The organism is Marinobacter sp. (assembly GCF_052091845.1).
Classification (GTDB): Bacteria; Pseudomonadota; Gammaproteobacteria; order Pseudomonadales; family Oleiphilaceae; genus Marinobacter.
The window spans coordinates 95,387-116,801 of the sequence record NZ_JBQDCO010000004.1; the positions used below are offsets into that span (position 1 = coordinate 95,387).

Annotated in this window: 20 protein-coding genes; 12 read left to right on the forward strand and 8 right to left on the reverse strand. The window is 54.6% G+C overall.

The genetic code is table 11. From position 1 onward, the window contains the following. The first annotated feature begins 210 nt into the window (after window positions 1-210). Window positions 211-2,979: an aconitate hydratase AcnA gene (gene acnA, locus ACTHYN_RS02510; RefSeq protein ID WP_441810921.1), complete on the forward strand. Its 2,769-nt coding sequence runs from the start codon at window positions 211-213 to the stop codon at window positions 2,977-2,979. A 60-nt stretch (window positions 2,980-3,039) separates the two neighbouring features. Here acnA and ACTHYN_RS02515 read toward each other — a convergent pair whose 3' ends face one another. The 4 genes from ACTHYN_RS02515 to ACTHYN_RS02530 are packed head-to-tail and all read right to left on the reverse strand — an operon-like array spanning window position 3,040 to window position 5,768. After that, on the reverse strand, window positions 3,040-3,300 hold the full coding sequence (locus ACTHYN_RS02515) for an ATP-binding protein (RefSeq protein WP_441810942.1): 261 nt from the start codon (window positions 3,298-3,300) through the stop codon (window positions 3,040-3,042). After that, a complete protein-coding gene (locus ACTHYN_RS02520) occupies window positions 3,297-3,617 on the reverse strand; it encodes a sensor histidine kinase (RefSeq protein WP_441810922.1) in 321 nt (106 codons plus the stop codon). The genes ACTHYN_RS02515 and ACTHYN_RS02520 overlap by 4 nt, the downstream gene beginning before the upstream one ends. Continuing rightward, a complete protein-coding gene (locus ACTHYN_RS02525) occupies window positions 3,568-3,981 on the reverse strand; it encodes a GAF domain-containing protein (RefSeq protein ID WP_441810923.1) in 414 nt (137 codons plus the stop codon). The genes ACTHYN_RS02520 and ACTHYN_RS02525 overlap by 50 nt, the downstream gene beginning before the upstream one ends. Next, entirely contained in the window at window positions 3,978-5,768 is a 1,791-nt protein-coding gene (locus tag ACTHYN_RS02530; RefSeq protein WP_441810924.1) for a sensor histidine kinase, read from the reverse strand. The genes ACTHYN_RS02525 and ACTHYN_RS02530 overlap by 4 nt, the downstream gene beginning before the upstream one ends. Window positions 5,769-5,870: 102 nt before the next feature. On the opposite strand from ACTHYN_RS02530, the gene ACTHYN_RS02535 reads away from it, so the two are divergent. The 5 genes from ACTHYN_RS02535 to ACTHYN_RS02555 are packed head-to-tail and all read left to right on the forward strand — an operon-like array spanning window position 5,871 to window position 9,389. After that, on the forward strand, window positions 5,871-7,529 hold the full coding sequence (locus ACTHYN_RS02535; protein WP_441810925.1) for a diguanylate cyclase: 1,659 nt from the start codon (window positions 5,871-5,873) through the stop codon (window positions 7,527-7,529). A 28-nt stretch (window positions 7,530-7,557) separates the two neighbouring features. After that, window positions 7,558-7,725, forward strand: a complete 168-nt coding sequence (locus ACTHYN_RS02540) for a hypothetical protein (protein WP_441810926.1) — start codon at window positions 7,558-7,560, stop codon at window positions 7,723-7,725. After that, window positions 7,712-8,113, forward strand: a complete 402-nt coding sequence (locus tag ACTHYN_RS02545) for a response regulator (protein WP_441810927.1) — start codon at window positions 7,712-7,714, stop codon at window positions 8,111-8,113. Before ACTHYN_RS02540 ends, ACTHYN_RS02545 begins: the two co-directional genes overlap by 14 nt. A gap of 41 nt (window positions 8,114-8,154) precedes the next feature. Next, a complete protein-coding gene (locus ACTHYN_RS02550; protein WP_441810928.1) occupies window positions 8,155-8,475 on the forward strand; it encodes a DUF2288 domain-containing protein in 321 nt (106 codons plus the stop codon). Continuing rightward, window positions 8,475-9,389, forward strand: coding sequence for a lysine exporter LysO family protein (locus ACTHYN_RS02555; protein WP_441810929.1), 915 nt, complete (start codon window positions 8,475-8,477; stop codon window positions 9,387-9,389). The genes ACTHYN_RS02550 and ACTHYN_RS02555 overlap by 1 nt, the downstream gene beginning before the upstream one ends. A 50-nt stretch (window positions 9,390-9,439) precedes the next feature. Here the strand turns inward: ACTHYN_RS02555 and ACTHYN_RS02560 are convergent, their stop codons facing one another. Next, window positions 9,440-10,246, reverse strand: a complete 807-nt coding sequence (locus tag ACTHYN_RS02560) for a TatD family hydrolase (protein WP_441810930.1) — start codon at window positions 10,244-10,246, stop codon at window positions 9,440-9,442. A gap of 159 nt (window positions 10,247-10,405) precedes the next feature. On the opposite strand from ACTHYN_RS02560, the gene ACTHYN_RS02565 reads away from it, so the two are divergent. The 3 genes from ACTHYN_RS02565 to ACTHYN_RS02575 are packed head-to-tail and all read left to right on the forward strand — an operon-like array spanning window position 10,406 to window position 12,952. After that, window positions 10,406-11,677: a D-amino acid dehydrogenase gene (locus ACTHYN_RS02565; RefSeq protein WP_441810931.1), complete on the forward strand. Its 1,272-nt coding sequence runs from the start codon at window positions 10,406-10,408 to the stop codon at window positions 11,675-11,677. Beyond that, on the forward strand, window positions 11,638-12,210 hold the full coding sequence (locus ACTHYN_RS02570) for a hypothetical protein (protein WP_441810932.1): 573 nt from the start codon (window positions 11,638-11,640) through the stop codon (window positions 12,208-12,210). Before ACTHYN_RS02565 ends, ACTHYN_RS02570 begins: the two co-directional genes overlap by 40 nt. Then, window positions 12,149-12,952, forward strand: coding sequence for a methyltransferase (locus ACTHYN_RS02575; protein WP_441810933.1), 804 nt, complete (start codon window positions 12,149-12,151; stop codon window positions 12,950-12,952). The genes ACTHYN_RS02570 and ACTHYN_RS02575 overlap by 62 nt, the downstream gene beginning before the upstream one ends. Window positions 12,953-13,014: 62 nt before the next feature. Here the strand turns inward: ACTHYN_RS02575 and ACTHYN_RS02580 are convergent, their stop codons facing one another. Then, complete coding sequence (locus ACTHYN_RS02580) at window positions 13,015-14,226, reverse strand: OmpA family protein (RefSeq protein ID WP_441810934.1); 1,212 nt, start codon at window positions 14,224-14,226, stop codon at window positions 13,015-13,017. A gap of 167 nt (window positions 14,227-14,393) precedes the next feature. Beyond that, complete coding sequence (locus tag ACTHYN_RS02585; RefSeq protein WP_441810935.1) at window positions 14,394-16,673, reverse strand: ATP-dependent helicase; 2,280 nt, start codon at window positions 16,671-16,673, stop codon at window positions 14,394-14,396. 76 nt (window positions 16,674-16,749) lie between these two features. Here ACTHYN_RS02585 and ACTHYN_RS02590 point away from each other — a divergent pair, with 76 nt between their 5' ends. From ACTHYN_RS02590 to ACTHYN_RS02600, 3 genes are all read left to right on the forward strand, one after another. Next, window positions 16,750-17,127 (forward strand): DUF2237 family protein, encoded by a 378-nt coding sequence (locus tag ACTHYN_RS02590; protein ID WP_441810936.1) that lies wholly within the window; start codon window positions 16,750-16,752, stop codon window positions 17,125-17,127. A gap of 17 nt (window positions 17,128-17,144) precedes the next feature. After that, complete coding sequence (locus ACTHYN_RS02595; protein ID WP_441810937.1) at window positions 17,145-19,292, forward strand: tRNA(Met) cytidine acetyltransferase TmcA; 2,148 nt, start codon at window positions 17,145-17,147, stop codon at window positions 19,290-19,292. 70 nt (window positions 19,293-19,362) lie between these two features. After that, window positions 19,363-20,070: an ankyrin repeat domain-containing protein gene (locus ACTHYN_RS02600; protein ID WP_441810938.1), complete on the forward strand. Its 708-nt coding sequence runs from the start codon at window positions 19,363-19,365 to the stop codon at window positions 20,068-20,070. Between the two features lie 19 nt (window positions 20,071-20,089). Here ACTHYN_RS02600 and ACTHYN_RS02605 read toward each other — a convergent pair whose 3' ends face one another. After that, a complete protein-coding gene (locus ACTHYN_RS02605) occupies window positions 20,090-21,193 on the reverse strand; it encodes an enoyl-CoA hydratase/isomerase family protein (RefSeq protein ID WP_441810939.1) in 1,104 nt (367 codons plus the stop codon). Window positions 21,194-21,415 lie beyond the last annotated feature (222 nt).

Here is a 21,415-nt window from a genome sequence, read left to right on the forward strand (position 1 = left end):
GAGGGCTATGGCGTAGGCTGGTCAGGAAATCCCGGATATTCAGCAGAATGATTCCGAACATTCACAGCAGTGAGGTTGAACTATTATTATTCGATGCAATAGTTGTATAACACTTCACATTCCCTGACTTTTGCGCCAGCCTGAAAGTATTAAGGTTTAGTGCTGCCTGTAAAAGTACTTGGGTCACGGCGAAGAACGGAGGCAATAATTATGTTTAATGATAGCCTTGGTAACGACAGTCTGAACACACTGACCAGCCTGGAGGCTGGTGGAAAAACCTATCATTATTACAGTCTGCCCAAGGCGGCAGAATCACTGGGCGACCTGAATCGCCTGCCTTTCTCACTGAAAGTGCTACTGGAAAACCTGCTGCGCAACGAGGACGGCACAACGGTTGAACAGAGCCATATCAAAGCCATGGTGCAGTGGCTGAAAGATCGCCACTCGGATACAGAGATCCAGTTTCGCCCGGCACGGGTGCTGATGCAGGACTTTACCGGTGTGCCCGGTGTGGTGGACCTGGCTGCCATGCGTGAGGCCGTGAAAACGGCCGGCAAGGATCCAGCGCTGATTAACCCCCTGTCGCCGGTAGATCTGGTCATTGACCACTCAGTGATGGTGGATGAGTTTGGTAACCCGAAAGCATTTGAAAAAAACGTGGCCATGGAAATGGAGCGTAACCAGGAGCGCTATGAGTTCCTGCGCTGGGGCCAGCAGGCCTTTGATAACTTCCGGGTAGTGCCGCCGGGAACCGGTATCTGCCATCAGGTAAACCTGGAATATCTGGGCAAAACCGTGTGGCACAAAGAGCAGGGCGGTAAAACCATTGCCTACCCGGACACGCTGGTGGGCACAGACTCCCACACCACTATGATCAACGGCCTTGGCATTCTTGGCTGGGGCGTGGGTGGCATTGAAGCGGAAGCCGCCATGCTGGGACAGCCGGTATCCATGCTGATCCCCGAAGTGGTCGGGTTCAAGGTTAGCGGCAAATTGCGTGAGGGCATTACCGCCACAGACCTGGTGCTTACGGTGACTGAAATGCTGCGCAGTAAGGGCGTAGTGGGCAAGTTTGTTGAGTTCTACGGCGACGGCCTGAAAGACATGCCGGTGGCTGACCGTGCCACTATTGCCAATATGTCGCCAGAGTATGGTGCCACCTGTGGCTTCTTCCCGGTGGATGAGCAAACCCTCAATTATCTGCGCCTCACTGGCCGTGAAGCCGAGCAGATAGAACTCGTTGAAGCCTACGCCAAGGCTCAGGGCCTCTGGCGGGAGCCGGGGCACGAGCCCCATTACAGCGCCACTCTGGAACTGGATATGGGCGATGTGGAAGCCAGTCTGGCTGGCCCCAAGCGCCCTCAGGACCGGGTGGCCCTGAAAAACATGAAATCCACGTTTGAGTTGCTGATGTCCACCGGCGAGGGCGCGCCGGATGCTGGCAGTGCCCGCGAAAGCAATCTGGAATCGGAAGGCGGACAAACCGCTGTAGGTGTCGATGACAGCTATCACCACCCGTCCAGCCAGCCTCTGAAAGTTAACGGACAGCAAACGCGGCTGGATCCGGGTGCGGTTGTGATTGCCGCGATCACCTCTTGTACCAACACCTCCAACCCCAGCGTCATGATGGCCGCAGGCCTGATTGCCCAGAAAGCCGTTGCCAAAGGCCTGGATACCAAGCCCTGGGTAAAAACCTCTCTGGCACCGGGTTCCAAAGTAGTGACCGACTACCTGCGGGTGGGTGGTTTTCAGGAAGACCTGGATAAACTGGGTTTCAACCTGGTGGGCTATGGTTGCACTACCTGCATCGGTAACTCGGGGCCGCTGCCGGATCCGGTGGAAAAAGCGGTTGTTGACGGCGACATTACTGTAGCCTCGGTGCTCTCGGGTAACCGCAATTTTGAAGGCCGTGTGCACCCGCTGGTGAAGACCAACTGGCTGGCCTCGCCTCCCCTGGTGGTGGCTTATGCGCTGGCCGGCAACGTGCGGCTGGACCTGGATAAAGAGCCGTTGGGCGAGGACAAGGACGGCAATCCGGTATACCTGAAAGATCTCTGGCCCAGCCAGCAGGAAATTGCCGACGCGGTGGAAAAGGTCAAAACCGACATGTTCCATAAAGAGTATGCCGAGGTTTTTGACGGAGACGACACCTGGAAATCCATCAAGGTGCCGGAGAGCAAGGTGTATGAGTGGTCTGATAAGTCCACGTACATCCAGCACCCGCCTTTCTTTGAAGGTTTGGGTGAGGAACCGGATGCCATTGAGGATGTGCAGGATGCCCGCATTCTTGCACTGCTGGGTGATTCTGTAACCACCGACCATATCTCTCCGGCCGGCTCCTTTGCGGCCGACTCTCCGGCAGGTAAGTACCTGCAGGAGCACGGCGTAGAGCCGAAAAATTTCAACTCCTACGGGTCCCGTCGTGGTAACCACGAAGTGATGATGCGCGGCACTTTTGCCAACGTACGCATCCGCAACGAGATGCTTGATGGTGTTGAAGGTGGGTTTACAAAATTTGTGCCCACAGGCGAACAGTTGCCCATCTACGATGCGGCCATGAAGTACCAGGAGCAGGGCACACCGCTGGTGGTCATTGCCGGCAAGGAATATGGCACAGGCTCGAGTCGCGACTGGGCGGCCAAGGGCACGCGTCTGCTGGGGGTTCGGGCTGTGGTGGCAGAGTCCTATGAACGGATTCACCGTTCCAACCTGATCGGCATGGGTGTCATGCCCCTGCAGTTCCCGGAAGGCACGGATCGCAAGAGCTTGAAGCTCACCGGTGAGGAAACCATCTCCATTGAGGGGTTGTCTGGCGAGATAAAACCGGGTCAGACCCTCACCATGACGGTAACCTACAAGGACGGAACCACCGAAAGCTGTGAGCTGAAATCGCGGATAGATACGGCGAATGAGGCCGTGTATTTCGTCCATGGTGGCATTCTGCACTATGTGGTGCGTGAAATGCTCAAATCTGCCTGAACCACTTACTTCACTGGTTCAGATAAAAACCGGCAGCCTGCTTTGGGTTGCCGGTTTTTTTTACAGGTTATTGTTTGCGATCGGCAGACGTATCCAGAAGGTGGCGCCTTGGCCGGGTAGCGACTCAAAGCCGACTTCGCCATCCATCACGGTAATCAACTCCCGTGTTATAGCCAGTCCAAGGCCGGTTCCGCCCTGGCTGCGAGTGTCTGAGCTATCTGCTTGAGCAAAACGCTGGAAAATCTGATTCCGGAAAGCGTCCGGAACACCTTCGCCACTGTCACGCACAAAAATACTGGCGGTTGGTTTTCCATCGACTATTTGTTGCTGACAGACACTTCAACCTGGCCGCCATCAGGTGAGAATTTTATCGCGTTCGAAACCAGGTTGTTCAGTGCCTGCAAAAGACGCTGGCCGTCGACAAAAACCGTCGTCTCGGGGACGTTTTGAGAAAGATGAATATTAATGCTCCGTTGCGCGCCATAAGCCTGATTGCTGGAGACAACCTGCTCAAGTAGCGGCACAAGTGGTTGCCACTGCATGTTGACGTTTAGCTTGCCGGCCACCAGTTTTTCGATATCCAGCAAGTCACTGATTAATGTGGCCAGTTGTTTGGCATTGCGCTCGGCAATGGCCATCAGCGCTATGAAGGGGGGTGCCGACATAAAAGCGGATATTCGGATCGCCGGTTACCAGTGGGTTGTCAAAAAAGCGTGCATCTTTCCGGGCATCCTCAACGATAAGCGGCTGTGTATTGAATAGGGCGTGGCCACAAAAGGAAAGGCTCCTGGGCGTCTCACTGACATTCAGCCCAATACAGGATTTGAACCACTGCCTGTCGCGGTCGATCAGCGAAATCAGTGCGATGGGCGCATCTAACAGCTTTGCGGCCATGCGGGTGAGCCGGTCAAATCGTGCGTCTGGCGGTGTATCGAGAATCCGCAGCTGATCCAGCGCAGCTTGTCTGACGTTTTCATTCTCAGGAAAGTTGGGTGCTTTCATGATGCCTCCTGGCCTTCCGGCAGTACGGAGTCACTAATGGGCAACTCAATCCAGAAGTGTGCGCCGTTGCTGTTGTAGAATCCGATAGCCCCGCTTAAAAGTTTAGCCAGTTGGCGGCTGATCGCCAGGCCGAGGCCTGTGCCACTTGTCGCACGGGTTGTGCCCACTTCTGCCTGGGAAAAACGATCAAACATTCTGCTCTGAAACTCTTGGGGTACGCCGTCTCCTTGATCACTGACGGTAATGCGCAGACTGGTTTGGCCGGTTGTTTCAGCGTGTAGTGTAACCAGGCCGCCTTTGGGCGAGAACTTGATCGCATTGCTAATGAAGTTATCCAGCACTTGCTGTAATCGGTGGGCGTCGGTTTTCAGTGATATGTCCGGTGCCTCTTTCACCCCAAGCATAACGCCGAACTCCTGTGCCATGGCTTCGTTGCTATTGATGGTATCTGCGAGTAGTTTCTGGAGGTTTTCAAGTTGAAAGTTAACTTGCATCTTACCGCTGGAAAGCTTGTTGAAATCGAGCAAGTCGCCGATAAGCCGTTGCAGGCGCTCGCCGTTGCGTAGCGCCAGTGTGGTCATGTTCCTGGCGCTTTCAGGCAGCTCGCCTGCGGTGCCGGATTGCAGTAATCGCATAGCGCCGTTCATGGAGGTGAGCGGCGTTCGCAACTCATGACTGACATTGGATACAAAATCATTTTTGAGCTGATTATTTGCATCCCGCCCGTCCATTAACCGGTTAAATGCCTTGGCAAGATCACGTACCTCCGGTGATCCTTGCTCCTTGAGGCGTCGGGAGGACTCGGGCTTTTGGATCATTGAGCGTATACGCCCGGTCATCTGGGTGAGAGATGCGGTTGTTGAACGAAGTACAACGTAGGTCAGCAACAGCATGCCGAGTGTGACTCCTACGCTGATCAGAAAGAAGCGGATGAAGGCCTGCTCAGCGGGAGCGGTTGCAAGGGATTTCGGAACTGCGCGTATAAATAGCCAGCCCAGGCGCTGCAGGTGGCTGGTTGCATAGATCAGCGTGTCACCTGAAGCGCCTTCAACCTCTCCAAAGCCGATACCGGAAAGCGCAGCATCAATCAGCAGATTTTCGCCGGGGTTGGGCAGGTCCTTAATAACCTTGTCTGAGCTGGAGTCCTCTACGAATAGAAAGTTGTTTGTGTCTACCACCAGAAAAGTGGCGTCCTTACCGGCATGGTTTCTGATGTGCTCGGGGATCAGCTCAGTGTGATCCATGCGCAACGTACCACTGAGGAGCCCGAGCAGTTCTGCGTTGCCGCTTTTGACAGGTGCAATAAAGACTATTAAAGGTACGCCCGTTGACCGGCCAATAACGGGGCGGGATATCACCGGGCGCTGAGTTTTAATGGCCTCTTTCCAGTGGGGAAGGTCGCCAAAATAAGTACCCACTCGGCCTGGTACAAAGATATTCTCCGCCAGGCTGGTTGCGTTTGGCGACATAACATTCAGATTGTGGGGGAACAGCTCTCTCAGTGTTTGCTGTCTTTTGAGGAGCTTGGTAAGTTGCTCGGCTGGTAGCAGCCGGCCATCGTCGGCCAAAAGAGTAGCAAACTGGGCCAGCACGTTAATGCGAAGTTCAAGGTTTTGGCTGACCAGGTTGGAAATGCGGGCCGTTTCATTCGCTTGCTGTGCGGACAGATTATTCTCAAAGTCTTCCAGCAATGCCTCGTAAGCCGCATAGATAACAGCACCTACCGTCGCTAAACTGCCAATAAGCATAATAATCGCAAGGCGGGTACCTAGTGATAGACGGCCCAAAACAGGCTCCTTTCTGGCTATTTTTTGTAAAACTTGTTTTGATTGAACAATAACTGGAACAGAATTCACAGCGCCAGCACACTTTAATCAGTGAGAGCTTCTATGTCTCAGAGTTCTTCTTCAGAAGTGCGGAAAAAACTGGAGATTCTCCGCAGTCGTTTTCAGGATAAAACGGTCGGTGAAATCGAGGGGTTGGTCGCCAGTATCTTCAGCGCTTCCCGGCACAATGATGCCGTTTACGAGTTGGTTGCTGCCTATCAATTGTTGCACAGGCTGGCGGGCTCGGCTGGAACCCTGGGCTTTACGCAGCTTGGCGAACAGGCCCGAAAACTCGAGGTTGCTATAAAGCCGCTGGCTGATCAAGTGCTGGCAGGATCCGATAATGACCGCATCAGGATTCAGTTAAAACAGCTATTGGATGCCGGCTACGACGAGGTGGTGGTGGGCCTTGGCAACCTTATGGAAGCCGCCGAGCCTGTTTCAACCGGATGGCATCAACCCAAACCGGCGGAGGCCGAAAACCAGGCGATATTGCTGATTATTGAACCTGATCAAGTACTGGCAGAGACCATATCTCAAGGCTTGGCGCTATACGGGTACCTTGTACGCAGCCTGAACGACGGTCAGCAGTGGCCGGGCAGCATGGACGATATTGATCTGGTTATGGTCAGGGACTCCCTTTTGCAGGACGAAGGCGCGCATTGGGTGTCTCGGCTGCACAGCCTTCCTGTGATCTGTTTCAGTGGCGCCCATGATTTTAGCACTCGCTATCAATTGGCCTGCCTGGGCGTAGATGCCTGTTTGGACGAACCCCAGGATATTCCTGCTCTTGCAGATCGGGTAGAGCAGCTGCTGGCCGAAGGCTTGTCGACCCTCACCGGCCGAGTGATGATTGTGGACGACGACAGCGAGCTGTTGGAACATTACCGTGTGGTTCTTACCAGCGGCGGGCTGCAAGTGCGTGCCTTAAACGACCCGGCACGTTTGTTGTCAGAGCTCGCCGAATTTCGGCCAGACATCCTGCTTATGGATGTGCAGATGGGCCGCTACGACGGGCCGGTTCTGGCTCGGATGTTGCGGCTTCAGGCCGAATGGCTAAGTCTGCCGATTATCTTCTTCTCATCGGAAGAAGATCGCGATTTGCAGCTGGATTTGCTGGCCCGTGGCGGCGATGATTTTGTGACCAAGCCAGTATCCGACGAGTTTATGCTGCGCACCGCGAGAATCCGTTGCTATCGCGCCCGTCAGCTGGGGAAGTTGGTGTCTCTCGACAGCCTCACTGGCCTGCTCAAGCACGCACTTGCTAAAACAGAAGTTGATCGCGAGTACGCACGCTGTGCTCGAAGTGGCCACAACTCGGTTGTAGCCATGCTGGATTTGGATCACTTTAAGCAGGTCAACGATTCTTATGGCCACGGTACTGGCGATATGGTGATCAAGGCTTTGTCCAACCTGCTGCGTCACAGATTGCGAAGTACCGATATTATTGGCCGCTATGGTGGCGAAGAATTTGTGGTTGTATTGCCCGAATGCTCGTTGGACAAAGCGGTTGAGCTGTTAGAGGCGTTGAGCCAGGATTTTGCCCAGTTGGTGTTCAACAGCGAAAGCGAGGAGTTTTCAGTCAGTTTAAGTGCCGGGGTAGCCACACTGAACAATTATGAGTCTGGAGGCCAGGCGATTGAAGCTGCAGATCGGGCACTCTATCAACGTAAGCGCGCGGGCCGTAATGGCCTGACGGTTGCCTCGGGAAGTATGCCGTGATGTTTAACTGCAAATCCAGAGCGTTGCAATGCAGGTTTTGATTCTTGAAGACGATGAGTTGATTGGCGATTTAATGCTGGACGTGGCCAACAGCGCGTCGCCGGAAGTTGAACAGGCTGATGGATCTGAGTGCCGCACATTGTTACACCGGCTGGGTATTGAACATCAAAAGGAAGACCGTGATGGCGCCAGATAATACACTTAAGCGTATTCTGATGATTGAAGATGAGCCGGATATCCGCACGGTTGCGGAGTTGGCCCTGGAAGCCATAGGTGGCTTTGAGCTCACAGCCTGTGAATCCGGGCAGCAGGGTTTAGAGCAGATTGGTGAGTGCCGGCCCCAGCTCATTATTCTGGATGTGATGATGCCAGGCATGGATGGTCCGGCAACGTTGAAGGCTATCCGGCGTTTGCCTGACTACGCGACGACACCGGCTATTTTTATGACTGCCAAAGTTCAGACTGATGAAATTCAGAGTTACCTGGCCCAGGGTGCCGCCGGCGTTATACCCAAACCGTTTGACCCTCTCGCTCTGGCTGACCAGATAAGGGACATCTGGAACCAGGCCCGTGCAATCGGTTAAGCTCTTGCCAGTTTTTACCATCACCCTCGCAAAAGGCTGTCATGTCGACCTCCCGGAATAACGATGAAATCAAAACCAGACTTAACCTGGAAACCTCCCGTATAGGCTGGCACGAGTTGCAAACCTACTATGCCCGAGGGCAAGTTGTGCGCGTTGGCAAAAATCTGGATTTGCTGGAGGTAGCCTCAGAACTTACCGCTGATAACCGCACCCGCTTTGAGCACTGGCTGGAAACCGGCGATGTGGGGGAGGTATCACCTGATCTGGCCCGCGCCTGGTACGATCGCAATGCCGAGCTTTGGGCTGTGGTCATAGCGCCCTGGGTGTTGGTGCAGGATCGTTCCGACGCCGCGGTGCATTGATGTTTACCAGTGCATTCCTGATTCTTGCGCCGCTGTTTTTTGGCTTTGCCCTGCCGCTTGAAAATCGTCGGTTAATGACGGCTATTCATTATTTGGTAGAAGCGTTGGTGTATTTCATTTTGGCGCTTTTGGGGCTGGGTCTGGGCCAGATGGAAGGACTGGCAAGTCAGCTTGGTACCATGGCCTGGCAAGTGTCGGCTCTGGTGGTGGTTCTGTTTGCTGTCAATATGACAGCGCTCTGGCTGCTTCACCGCTGGCGACCCATGAGCACGGAGCAACGGGTTGAATCCTCTGGCAGCACTGGTGGCTATGTGCGGCTGTTTATGGCGGCGGCGAAGCCGTTATTTGCGGTGTTGGTGGGCCTGTTGTCAGGTTATTTTCTGTTGCCGGATTTGCCGCAAGCAGAACAGCTGGCCACCTGGTCATTAATGCTTTTGCTGTTTTTAATTGGCCTGCAGTTGCGTAACGCCGGGCTTTCTCTGCGTAAGCTTTTGATGAACACTCAGGGGTTCGGCATGGCGGTGGCCATTGTATTCAGCTCGCTGCTGGCAGGCGTGTTGCTGATCCCTGTTCTGGGACTGCCGTGGCACGATGTGCTGGCCCTGTCGTCTGGGTTTGGCTGGTATTCTCTCTCGGGAATTGTTGTGGGTGAAGCTCTGGGCCCCGCCTGGGGAGGTGTGGCCTTTCTCAATGATGTGCTGCGCGAGATCATCGCCCTGGCTATTATTCCCTTGTTGATTGGCAGCCGACCCGCTATGGCCATTGGTTATGGTGGTGCCACATCCATGGATTTTACCCTGCCTGTTATTCGCAGTAATGGTGGGTTGAGCTGTGTGCCTGTGGCTATCGCATCAGGCTTTTTGCTGTCATTTCTATCGCCGGTATTGATGGGTGTTTTTCTGTCTCTTGGCTAGAGGTGTAGCAGCCCCGCTCGTCAACACCGGGGCTGAAAACGGCTGTGATATCATGCCGGGAAAAACGTTCTCAAGCTGTTCTGGTACGTCTGGACGATCACCTCCTCCAGCGGCAGGTCTTTCACCTCAGCAATTTTTTCCGCAACGAAGGGCAGATAGAAAGGGGCGTTCTCTTTGCCACGATAAGGTACGGGCGTGAGGAATGGCGCATCGGTTTCCAGAAGAATCTGGCCGAGCGGAGCCATACGCACAATGTCGCGCACGTTTTCTGCTTTGTTGAATGTGGTAATGCCGTTAAAACCCAGGTTCCAACCTTGATCTAGCGCGTACCGGGCAAGGCCCGGGCCGGATGTGAAGCTATGAATAACACCACGGCGCTTGAGTGACGGCTCAAATTCTTTGAGTATCGTGATGGTGTCTTCATCTGCCTCGCGGCTATGGATAACCACCGGACGGTCGTTGTCACAGGCAATTTGCAGCTGGCGCCGAAAAACCTCGCGCTGAACATCGCGATCGGCTTTCTCATAGAAGTAATCCAGCCCTATCTCGCCAACTGCAACGATTTTCTCATCCCGGGCGTGGGTACGGATTTCCCCTTCTACTGCATCGTTGTAACGCTCAGCCTCGTGAGGGTGAATGCCCTGGGTGCCGTAAAGCCAAGGCGCCTTTGTGCTTAGCTCCCGCACCTGCGCCAGATTACCCGGTGCCACAGCGATAGTAATCACTCGCTCAATGTTTACTCGCCGGGTTTTGTCCAGGGTTTCCTCCAGGGGGCGATCCTTGAGGTAGTCCAGGTGGCAGTGAGTTTCGATAATCGGGTGATCGAATACGGGAATCTCGCGACGTTTTTTACTCATGGACAGGTGCTAGGCTCCAATACGGGCAGTCCAATTGACTGCTACTCTGAGATCTGAAGTTCACAAGTTTATCAGTTGTCCGTTTATTGGCCTACATTAACCATTACGGGGTTATTAATACGCGGTGCCATGCAGGTTTAATTGAGAATGGAGATGCAAATGCACGTTGTCGTTATTGGTGGTGGCGTTGTGGGAGTTACCACAGCTTGGGAATTGAGCCGGCGCGGTCACCAGGTGACGGTGCTGGAGCGCCATGATGTAGCCGGCGATGAGACAAGCAAGGGTAACGCAGCCCAGCGTTCCTATGGGGTAGTTTACCCCTGGGCTGACCCGGGCATGGTTTTCAAAGCCTTGCCCTGGTTATTCAAACAGGATGGTCCTCTGAAGCTGCGCATGCCTCCTTCATTGGCTGCCGTGCGGTTCATGTTTTCCACTTTGCGTTATGCCTGGTCGCCAGGTCTGTTCGGTTTTAATAAGCGCGCTATGCTGCGCCTTGGTATTCATAGCCGCGATCGTTTCTTAAAGCTGGAAAACGAGCTTGATCTGGCGTTTGATGGCGGACACCGTGGCCTGTTACATCTCGCCAGCACCCCGGAAGAGCTGGAAGTGCACCGGAGCACGCACCGTGTGCTAAATGAAATGGGCATAGCTTCCCGGCTGCTGACTCCGGAACAGGTGTACGAGGCCGAACCTGGTATGGCGAAAAATGGGCCATTATATGGTGCTCTCAGTTATGACACTGACGGCACCGGCGATTGCCATTTGTTTTCCCGGGCGCTGGCTAAAGCTTGCGAAGAAAAAGGTGTTAGCTTCCGCTATAACGTTCAGGTGGAGAGGCTGGTAGCCAACAGTCAAACCGTTGAGTCGGTACGTCTGCGCACCGAAAACGGGCAGCAGGAAAACCTCGAAGCCGATGCCTTTGTGGTCAGCGCCGGCTGTTGGTCCGGGGAACTGACTGGGCCTTTGGGTCTGAAACTGCCCATATACCCGATTAAGGGGTACAGCATTACGGTACCTCTTAAAAATCCGGACAACGCGCCGGCTTCCACCATTCATGATGACAACTACAAGGTTGTGTCTACCCGTTTGGGTGATCGCATACGTGCCACAGGTTTTGTGGAACTTGCGGATTTTAATCGTGATATTCCTGAAACCCGCATTGCCACCATTCGTAAATCTGTTGAATCCCGCTTTCCGGGATGTGCGGATCTGGATGCCGCTGAAACCTGGACAGGCTTTCGCCCCATGACGCCGGATGGCCCGGCGATTATTGGCCGCGGGCCGCGGAACAATCTGTACCTGAACACGGGTCACGGCACCTTCGGCTGGACTTTTTCTGCCGGTAGCGCAGATGTTATTGCCCAGGTGATTGATGGTGAAGAACCGGCCGTATGCCTGGACGCATTTCGACCAGGGCGTTATCAGGAGTGACGTCTCATGAGCCCATTGAGTCTTACTTTGCTCGTTGGCAGCGGCTTAATGACTGGCTGGTTCAGCACCAGACTATTTGGAAACCAGCGCCTTTTATCGAGCCATTACCGGCGTGGGCTTTGCGCTACCCTGAGTTAGCTTGTGCAGTGGCAGCACTGACCGATGCCGAATGTGATGAGCTGGATGACAACCCCGAGGCGTTGGCACGACTAGCCTCTCATTACGTGCCACAACTGGCCTTGCGCGGGCAACTGGTTAACCTGCCTGAACTCTCGCCTGAGCCGGCCGGGATTATGGCAGCAACACTACCCGAGGTGCGCGCAAAAGATATGCCGGGGCGTAAGCGTGAGCAGGCCGGAGCATTTGTCGCGTCGCTGGCACCGTTTCAGCAATCCATTGTGGATTGGTGCTGTGGTAAGGGGTATTTGTCCCGCACCCTCGCGGCGCGAAGCCAACAGAGTGTTGAAGGCTATGAGTGGAACCCGGCACTGGTGGCTGGTGGCTGGTGGCAACCAACTTGCCCTGCATTTTGATGATGCCGTCAAGATTCACTGCCAGGATGTCATGGCGAAAAACCTGTCTATACCCGCGAATACCCACGGTGTAGCGCTGCATGCCTGTGGCGACCTTCACCGACAGTTATTAAAGCGAGGTACGGCCGCTGCGTTGCCCCGCTTAAGCTTTTCACCCTGTTGTTATCATCTCACTGCCGATGGCAGTCATCAGGCACTTTCAACACGCACAGCCGCTTATGAAAACAGGCTTGCGCCAGATCGCAATGATCTGCGCTTAGCGGTACGGGAAACCGTTACGGCGGCCGCCAGAGTCAGGGAGCAAACCCGTTTACTAAATCAGTGGCGTTTGGGTTTTGATGGGCTGCAAAGGGCCCTGCGAGGGGTGGACCAATATCTACCAGTGCCTTCTTACTCGCCACGGCTGATCCAGAGGGGATTTCCCGCTTTTTGCCATTGGGCCGGAAGTAAAAAACAACTTCAGGTGCCGGAAGGCACTGATTTTGATCGCTGGTTTGCTTATGGCATGCAGCGCTACCGGGAAGTACGCCGGTATGAGCTCATTCGGCATCTGTTTCGCAGGCCTTTGGAGCTGTGGTTGGTGCTGGATTATGCAGTTTTTCTGGAAGAGCAGGGGTACCAGGTGCGGCTCGGCCGTTTTTGCTCCCGATCGCTGACACCCCGAAATCTATTGTTGGATGCAGTTAAGGTTTGCGGTACGCCAAATGCGCGACGCACATGCTCCCCCGGGGCAATCGCTTAAAAGAAAGGCGCCAAACGGCGCCTTTCTTGACTTCATGTGCGTTTGGATTCGCTCACACAGTCTTAGCGACGAACCTGAATGCGTGCCTCAACGCGACGGTTCTCTGCACGGCCGGCGGCTGTGTTGTTTGAAGCCACCGGTTCGGCCTCACCATAGCCTGCAGCGCTTACCCGGTCAGGATCCACACCCAGTGGGCCAGTCAAGCGACGCGCTACAGCTTCAGCACGACGCTGCGACAGAAACTCGTTGTAGCTTGCCTTGCCGGTGTTATCCGAGTGGCCGGCAATTTCTACCACGGTTTCCGGGTTCTCCTTAAGGAAGTCTCCAACACGGCGGATTTCATCATCATAGGCATTGCTGACAACCGAGCTGTTTTTGGCAAATTGCACTTCGATGGTGAAGGTATCAACGGTTTCTGTGATGCCCTCGCAACCGGTATCGTCTACGGTCGCACCAGCCGCAGTGTCAGGGCAAAGGTCCTGACTGTTTACGACGCCGTCGTTGTCGCTGTCCAGCTCGCAACCACGACTGTTTACCTCGGCACCACGAGGGGTGTCGGGGCAGGCATCACGGGCATCGGCTACGCCGTCGCGATCTGCATCTGGCTCACAGCCTGTACTATCGACGGTTGCACCCGCCGGTGTCCCTGCACATTGGTCACGGGAATCGGGTACGCCGTCACCGTCTGCATCGGCCGGGCGCTTGGGTGCTGGAGCCGCACTGGCCACCGTGCGGCTGAACGCAAAGCTGATACCAAGAGAAACCTGGGTATCAAAGGTGCTTTCGTCTATGCCGTGGAATTCGCGCAGGTCGCCACGCAAGGATACCGAATCTGTTACGTTATAACGGACACCGGTACCAATGTTCACGCGGGTTTCGTCGTGGTTAGTGCCAGCTGTGCGAACGTTACTGGAAGAGTCTTTGTCAAAGTTAGCGTGCCCTGCACCCAGAGACACGTATGGATTCCAGGCTTCCTCTTGGCCTGCAAAGTAGTAAATGCCGTCTACACGGAGTTCTTCAAAATCTGAGGATCCACTAACATACTTGCGGTCAGCATTAGCACGAGAGTAGATAGCTTCAACCGCCCAGTTCGGCTTGAACCGGTATTCCAGACCTGCGCCAAATGTACCTGACTCGCTCAAATCACGGTCGTCATCAAAAAGCTGAAAAGCAGCAAATGGGTTGATGTAAACCGTTTCTGTGCGATCAGCCAAGGCTGGGGCCGCAAACGTGCTAGCGATGGCTGCCATCGCGATCGGACGCATGATGTTCATGCAGAACCTCCTGTTCGGATATTGTTATAAAACGACTGGGTTTTAAGTGACCAGAGTATATATACGTGCAATCTAAGGCAAAGTGTCATAAAAAACAAAAAACAGAGAATTAATATTACTTTAAGAAATATACGTGTTGTTTTCTCGACTTGCAGTACCCCGACGATTTATTCAGTCGGGATATTGAAATACAGATGCGCACTCTTCTTGCTGAAGTTCATTTTTTCACCGCTATTAAAATGTACCTCAAACGAACTTTCGTCCTCTGAGACTACTGTGCCTATCCCGAAAATGGTGTGATTCAGGCGCTGCTGGTGCCACAGTGGTGATGCGGAGTTGTCATGGGCTTGAACTTCGCCTTCGAGTGTAATGTTTTCCCGTGCTGCATAACGTGAACTGACGGCGGTAATCGGGGCGTTTAGTGCCAGTGAGTGCCCGCTGTCTGGCGAGCGCTTATCCAGCCAGCTCCCGAATTCATTGGCCAGCTCAAAGCAGCACTCCTCAACAAAACGGCTAGGGCCCTGATCGCCATCCAGATGGGGTTGTTTGCTCACAGGTCGGGTGATCAGGTGCAGTGTTTGCCGGCTTCGGGTCATAGCGACATAGAGCAATCGGCGTTCACTTTCCAGAAAGGACCGAGGGTCGTCTTGGGGTCTTGGGCTGTGGGGCAGATACTTTTCTTGCAGGCCGGGGATGATCACCCGAGACCACTCTAACCCTTTGGTGCGGTGAATGGTTGAGAGCAGAGCGCCATCACCATTTTGCGTCTCGTTGGCCCGCTGGCGCAGTGCTTTAAGATGGTTTAAAGCGCCCTTGGCATCAACGTTCAAACTTTTCAGGTACTGACGGAACCCATGAATCGTATCAATGCGCTCTTCCGCGCTGTCATGGGTCAGCGCCAGGCTGCGCACACCTTCATACAAGTCAGTGTGCTCCGCATACACGCTGATTAGCCCGGCCGCTGGGCCAGAATAGCCGTGCAATTGTTCCAGAACCTCGCCCAGCTTACGCAGTTTGCGCGCGGCCATAGGCGCCAGTGCGCCTGAATCCAGCGCCAGTAAACGTTCGTGCCAGCCGCTGGAAAAGCCGGCTAAAAAGCGCGCCAGCTGCTCCAGTTCCGGCTCTTTCAAGCCTACGTGGGGGAAGCGTAGGAGTTGCTGGGCGAGTGCCAGACGATCTTCATCTGGCAGGCTTTCTAACCGTCCAGTGACTACAGTTAGCAGAGCCGTGATGGCCCGCACCTCGCGGCTGAATAGTGCACCTTTGCCGGCATCAATTCGGTAAGGGATTTGCTGTGCCAACAGTTTGAGTTCAATTTGTACGCTCTGGCTCCAAATCCTAAACAAAATTGCTGTATCGGCCAGGGCGACGTTCGATTCTTGCCCAAGGATCTGCAACACGGCGTCGGCATCGTTTTCAACACGGTGCAGGGTCACCTGCGTGGTTGGTGTAGACGAGTGGGAATGACACAACACGTCCTTGCGTCCTGTGTTGTGATAGATTAGGTGATTGGCCAGCAGAGCCACGCGGTGGCCATAGCGAAAGGTGTAGCTCAGGGTCTGCTCCAGCGGGCTTTCAAACTCATCGCTGAAGCGTTTAAGGATAAACTCCGGCTTTGCGCCGCGGAACTCATAAATCGTCTGATCCGGATCCCCGACCACCGTTACTCTGGCTCGGTCGCCAGCAATATATCGCAGGAGTAGGTGCTGCACCTCATTGGTGTCTTGATATTCATCCACCAAAATAAGATCCATCTTGTTACTTACCAGCCGTTGCAGGGGCTGATTCTGGTGAATGGCCATCACCGGTTCATACAGCATGTCGGCAAAACTGATTCGGCTATTCCCTTTACGCCACTGCTCAAAGCTGTGAAACAGATCAATCAGATACTTGTGCTTGTTTGAATACCCCAGATCCTCAAACACTATTTCCGCCGGCGATAAGGTGGTTTTTACCAAATCGATAAAACCGGTCGCTGTTTCTACAAAATCCTTCTTGTTGCGCCGGATTTCATCCGCTAGCTCTTCCGGCGCCAGCCGCCGGGTGAGTAGCCAGGCCTGAAAACTGATCTCCTGCTCGGTGAGAATTTTCTCGGAGAAATTCGGCAGGTAGCCTTCCCGCACAAAGCGCTTATACAGGCGTAATCCCATGGCGTGATAGGTTCGAATCTCCGGTAATGCCAGCCCGCTTTGATGGCATACCTCCTGCAGCTTACGCTCAAAATCTACCCGCGCACTGCGGTTAAACATGAGCACCGCTATGCGCGCGGGGTCATGGCCCTGTTGTAGCAGGTAGCGGATGCGCCAGGCCAGAGTGGAGGTTTTGCCGCTGCCTGCCACAGCGGTGATCACAGAGTGCTCGTAACCGGCGGTAATAATGGCCCGCTGCTCATCAGTGAGAAAGTCGGGTAGATCCGGAGCGGGGGATTCAAGGGTATTAGTTGGCATAGATGCTATTGTACGGGCCAACTGGTAGCGCGGGTACCTGTCTCGTTGCAAACTCCCTGAGTAAAAGGAAACAAACATGCAAATTGAAGAATCCATTAATGTTCTGGGCGAAAAGCTGGAAGTTTGTGGCACCGATCCGGAAACCGGCTTTTACCGTGATGGCTGCTGCAATACCGGCCCGGATGATCATGGCTCGCATACTGTTTGCGTGGTAATGACGGATGAGTTTTTGGCATTTTCCAAAACTCGAGGCAACGACCTGAGCACGCCTGTGCCTGCTTTCGGGTTTCCGGGTTTAAAAGCCGGAGATGGCTGGTGCCTTTGCGCGGCTCGTTGGCATGAAGCCTATGAAGCTGGCGTTGCCCCCAGGGTGCGGTTGCGTGCTACGCATCACGGAGCATTGGAGCACTGTGCCCTTGGCGATCTGAAAACTCACGGTATTGACCTCAGTTAATGACTCCTGGAGTTGTAATGCCTGATATCGCTGCCTGGCGCGCACTGCAAACCGAACTCACGATCGCCGGGGAACGACGGCTAGTATTGCTGGAAGGCGCGCGCGATCTTGCGATTCAGTGGCTGCAGGCGCTGATGCCGTCGCTGGAGCTCGAAGGCGGGCTCTGGGTTGGGGCTGTGAGTGATATCCCAAATAATCATCTAACCAGCATTGAACCGGCCAAGGCGCGACATTGGTTGGGTCGTGAAACGTCGTTGATTGCCTGGGATGGCTGGCAGGGTAATCCACCGGATGCGTTTGCGGCGCTTTCGGGCACGCTGAAGGCTGGTGGGTTGTTATTCTGGTTAATGCCCTCGCTGGATGAGTGGGGCCACTTTGCTGACCTGGATTATAGCCGAACCGGGCTGGATCACGATCAATCTCATCCGTTTGCTGAACGCATGGCGGACATTCTGGCAAAAGACCCTTCGGTTATTCGGGTAAGTCTGGGCTCACAAAAGGCGCTGACATTACCCCGGCTGTCTAAACCAGCCGTGGAGTTCAGGGTTGCTGCAACGCCCGATCAGCAGGCGCTCGTGCAAAAGCTGGTGTCCTTTGGGCTGGGGCGACGTCGCCGGCCATTGGTGACAACGGCTGACCGGGGGCGGGGAAAATCTGCGGCATTGGGCATAGCGGCTGCGCAAATGTTGCAACAGGGACGCCGACAGATTTTGGTAACGGCGCCTTCAAAAGACAATGTGAGCGCTTTGTTCGCACATGCGCGGGAAAACCTGGGCGCGGAGGTTGTGGAGGCCAGCGAAGGCCGATTACAGACTGTGTCTGGCGCGCGTCTGCGTTTTTTGCCAGTTCGGGAGCTACTCCGTGACAAGCCGGAAGCTGAGGTGGTTTTGGTCGATGAGGCAGCGGCCATTCCGGTTTCTTTGCTTAAGCGGGTGCTTTTGGGCTGGCCAAGAGTGGCGTTTGCTTCCACAGTTCATGGTTACGAAGGCGCTGGGCGTGGTTTTGCCATTCGTTTTCGCCAGGTTCTCGATAAGAAAACGCCACAGTGGCAGTCGCATACGCTTTCCCAGCCTGTGCGGTGGGCTGCAGAGGATCCATTGGAACCTCTGATATCCAGGTTGTTCCTGCTAGGTGCTGACCACATTCCGGAGGAGCGCTCGGAGGTAGAAGTTGGCGAGGTAAGCATTGAGCCTTGGCAGCCCGCCCAGGCCTCCGAAGCAGAGCTTTCTGATGCATTTGGTTTGCTGGTGCAGGCGCACTATCGAACCACACCCGCAGATCTTCGGCAGTGGCTAGACGACCCAGTCGCCAGAAGCTGGCGTGCCCGCATAAATGGTAAAACCGTGGGGGTACTTTGGGGAGCTGTGGAAGGCGGGTTAGGTGAAAAGCTGGCAGAGCAGGTGGCTAGTGGTAAACGCCGTGTCCGTGGACATCTTCTGCCCCAGTCTCTGGCTAGTCACAGTGGGTTTCCGGAGGCAGCCAGCCAGCGTGGCTTGCGTGTTATTCGCATCGCTATTACGGCTCCGTTCAGGCGGCTTGGTATCGGGCGCAGCTTGGTTGCTGCAGCTACTGCTGGTGCCAAGCGTGAGGGGTTGGATTTTACAGGCGCCAGTTTTGGTGGAAGCTCTGATCTTTATGAGTTCTGGGCCTCCTGCGGGCTGAAATTGGTGCGTATCGGTCTGCAGCAGGAGGCGACCAGTGGGGAGTATCCGGTGCAGATGATTTGTGCTCAAAGCGCCGAAGGGGTGTCCCTGGTAAAACAGGTGCGAACCCGCCTGGCCAAGCATTGGCTTGCGCTTGTACCGTTAAACTGGAGGGAGCTGGAGCCAGAGCTGCTGGCATGCATGACCGCGGCTCTGTCATCGGAATGTGAACGTTCAAAGTACCGGCCAGACCCAGCGGATATCAGAGATTTGCAGCACTTTGGTGATGGTCACCGCGGGTTTCGGTTGATGGTGCCGGTATTGCGGGATTTGAGCCTGGCCTGGGGTGTTGCCAGTTGGTTGCGTACCCATGCACAGGCAAATCTTTGGTGCCGGGCTGTACTGCAAGGGTGGAGCTGGTCGGAATTGCAAAGGGAGGGGTTGTGCACGGGGCAACGGGAGGGTGAAGATCGTTTGCGAGCCGTGATCCGTGAACTTCTGCAAAACGGGCCGGAGTTGTGACCCGCTCGATTTAATTCTGATGCCCACCTGCTCAGAATAGTTCCCAACTATCTGACAGAGACTGTTTATTATGGCCAAGGGAACCGGCATCTCCCAGTATTCAATCCTGCTATCTATTATGCTGCTTGTTTTGGCACTTCCGATATTTACCGGGTGCGCGTCGACAAAGGCCCCGGCTAATCTGGGCCATCAAGTTGCAAATGCGTCTGGCTCGGCCTTGTACCGGGCGGCTTTGGAAGGAGATTTGGAGGCTGTCAGTAACCTGGCGGAATCGGGGGCGCCTCTGAATACTTTGACCGAAAACGGTACGCCTTTGATGGCGGCCGTTCGCGCGCGGGCGGATCGTATCGTGTGGTATCTGTTAAGCCGGGGAGCCAGCCCTGATCTTGCTCAAGGCGATCGGGTTACACCCTTGATGACAGCGTCTGAACAGGGTGATCGCAGGCTTGTGCGCTTGCTGCTATCTGCTGGCGCCAGTGTGAATGCGGCGGATCTGCAGGGCTATACACCGGTAATGCATGCAGCGCAGCAGGGGCAGCTGTCCGTGGTGAAAGTGCTGCTCACCGCCGGAGCAAACGTTAATGTCAGCCAGGGTGGTGAGTCGTTGCTCATGAAAGTCGCCTCCAGTGGCGACCTGCTAACAGCCGAAATGCTGCTGGCCGCAGGTGCCGACGTAAACTTTCGGGCAGAGAATGGCACCACAGCTCTGGATATAGCCAGGGCCAGCAATCACTCAGATCTGGAAATGCTGCTGGTGCAGGCTGGCGCCGAGCTTTAAAGCCTTTGGCGATTACGCCTTATACCAGCTGCATTGGGTCCATTTGATCATTCCACACGGGTGAAAAGTGGGCCTCAATGACGGCGTCACAAACGTCTTCAATGCGCGAGAAAGACCATTCCGGTTTTTGGTCGCGATCAATCAGCCGCGCCCTTATGCCTTCGGTCAGGTCGGGCCTGCGCACGCACTCCCAAACCATGGCCAGCTCCATCCGGAAGACATCTTTCAACGACATCTGTTGCGCTTTTTTAAGCTGATTCCAGATCAGCCAGGCCGACACCGGGCATCCTCCCTTCAGGTTGGTTATACACGCCTGCCACCATTTGCTGTCAATGGCAGAAGCCTGCAGCCGGTTGACGATTTCTGGCAGGCTGGGCCCTGCGCATAGTCTGGCAATGTCCCGTTCGTGCTGCTCCAAATGACTGGCAGGCAACTCACGGTAATCCGGAGCCTCAAACTGGTTCAGCAAGCGGGACAGTTGGCTGTCGTCTGCTGCCCTGTGTCCTTGCCACCGACTATCCTGCAATTTTGCCAGAAGCCCTTGCTGATCCTCTGTTGGTAAGGCCATGTCTGCCAGCCCCACACGTAAAGCGTCGGTAACGTTCAGGCGGGCGCCGGTTAGCCCCATAAACAGCCCAAGGCGTCCTGGCAGGCGATTCAAAAACCAGCTTGCGCCCACATCCGGGAACAGGCCAATAGACATTTCTGGCATGGCCAGTGTGGCACCTGGCGATAGCAGCCGGTAGCGGCAGGCAGAGAAGAGACCAAGGCCGCCACCAAAAATAATACCATGCCCTATACCCACAACGGGTTTGGGGTATTTGTGCAGGGTATAGTCCAGTTCGTACTCGTGTTGAAACACGCTGAAAGCCGCTTCTGGATTTTCAGCGCCGGTTAACGAGCGGTACAAATGCTGAATATCGCCACCTGCGCAAAACCCCTTTTCGCCGGCACCTCGTATAAGTACGATGCAGATGTGTTCGTTTTCGGCCCAGCGCTTCAAGCTGGCTCTTATAGTGAGGATCATGTCCTCAGAGAGCGCATTCAGTGTGGTGGGGGTATTCAGGGTTAATACGCCTATATGGCCTTCGCGGCAGGGAAGTTCCTGAACCTCTACAGACATTAATTGTGTCTCCGGGCAGTAAAATAATCTTGGGTACGGGTTTTGTTCGTACTGTCTCTTTAACTCCGTAAAAGTTGAAGAAGACGAACGTCGAAATGAGTGCCTTGATCTATGGCATTTGCGCTGTGGCATGGCTGTGCTATAAGTTTCAGCCAATTACTATTCGGTTTAGGGAGGGTCTGATTAACGCCTGATTTATCGCCGAATCGCTTTTCAATTCGA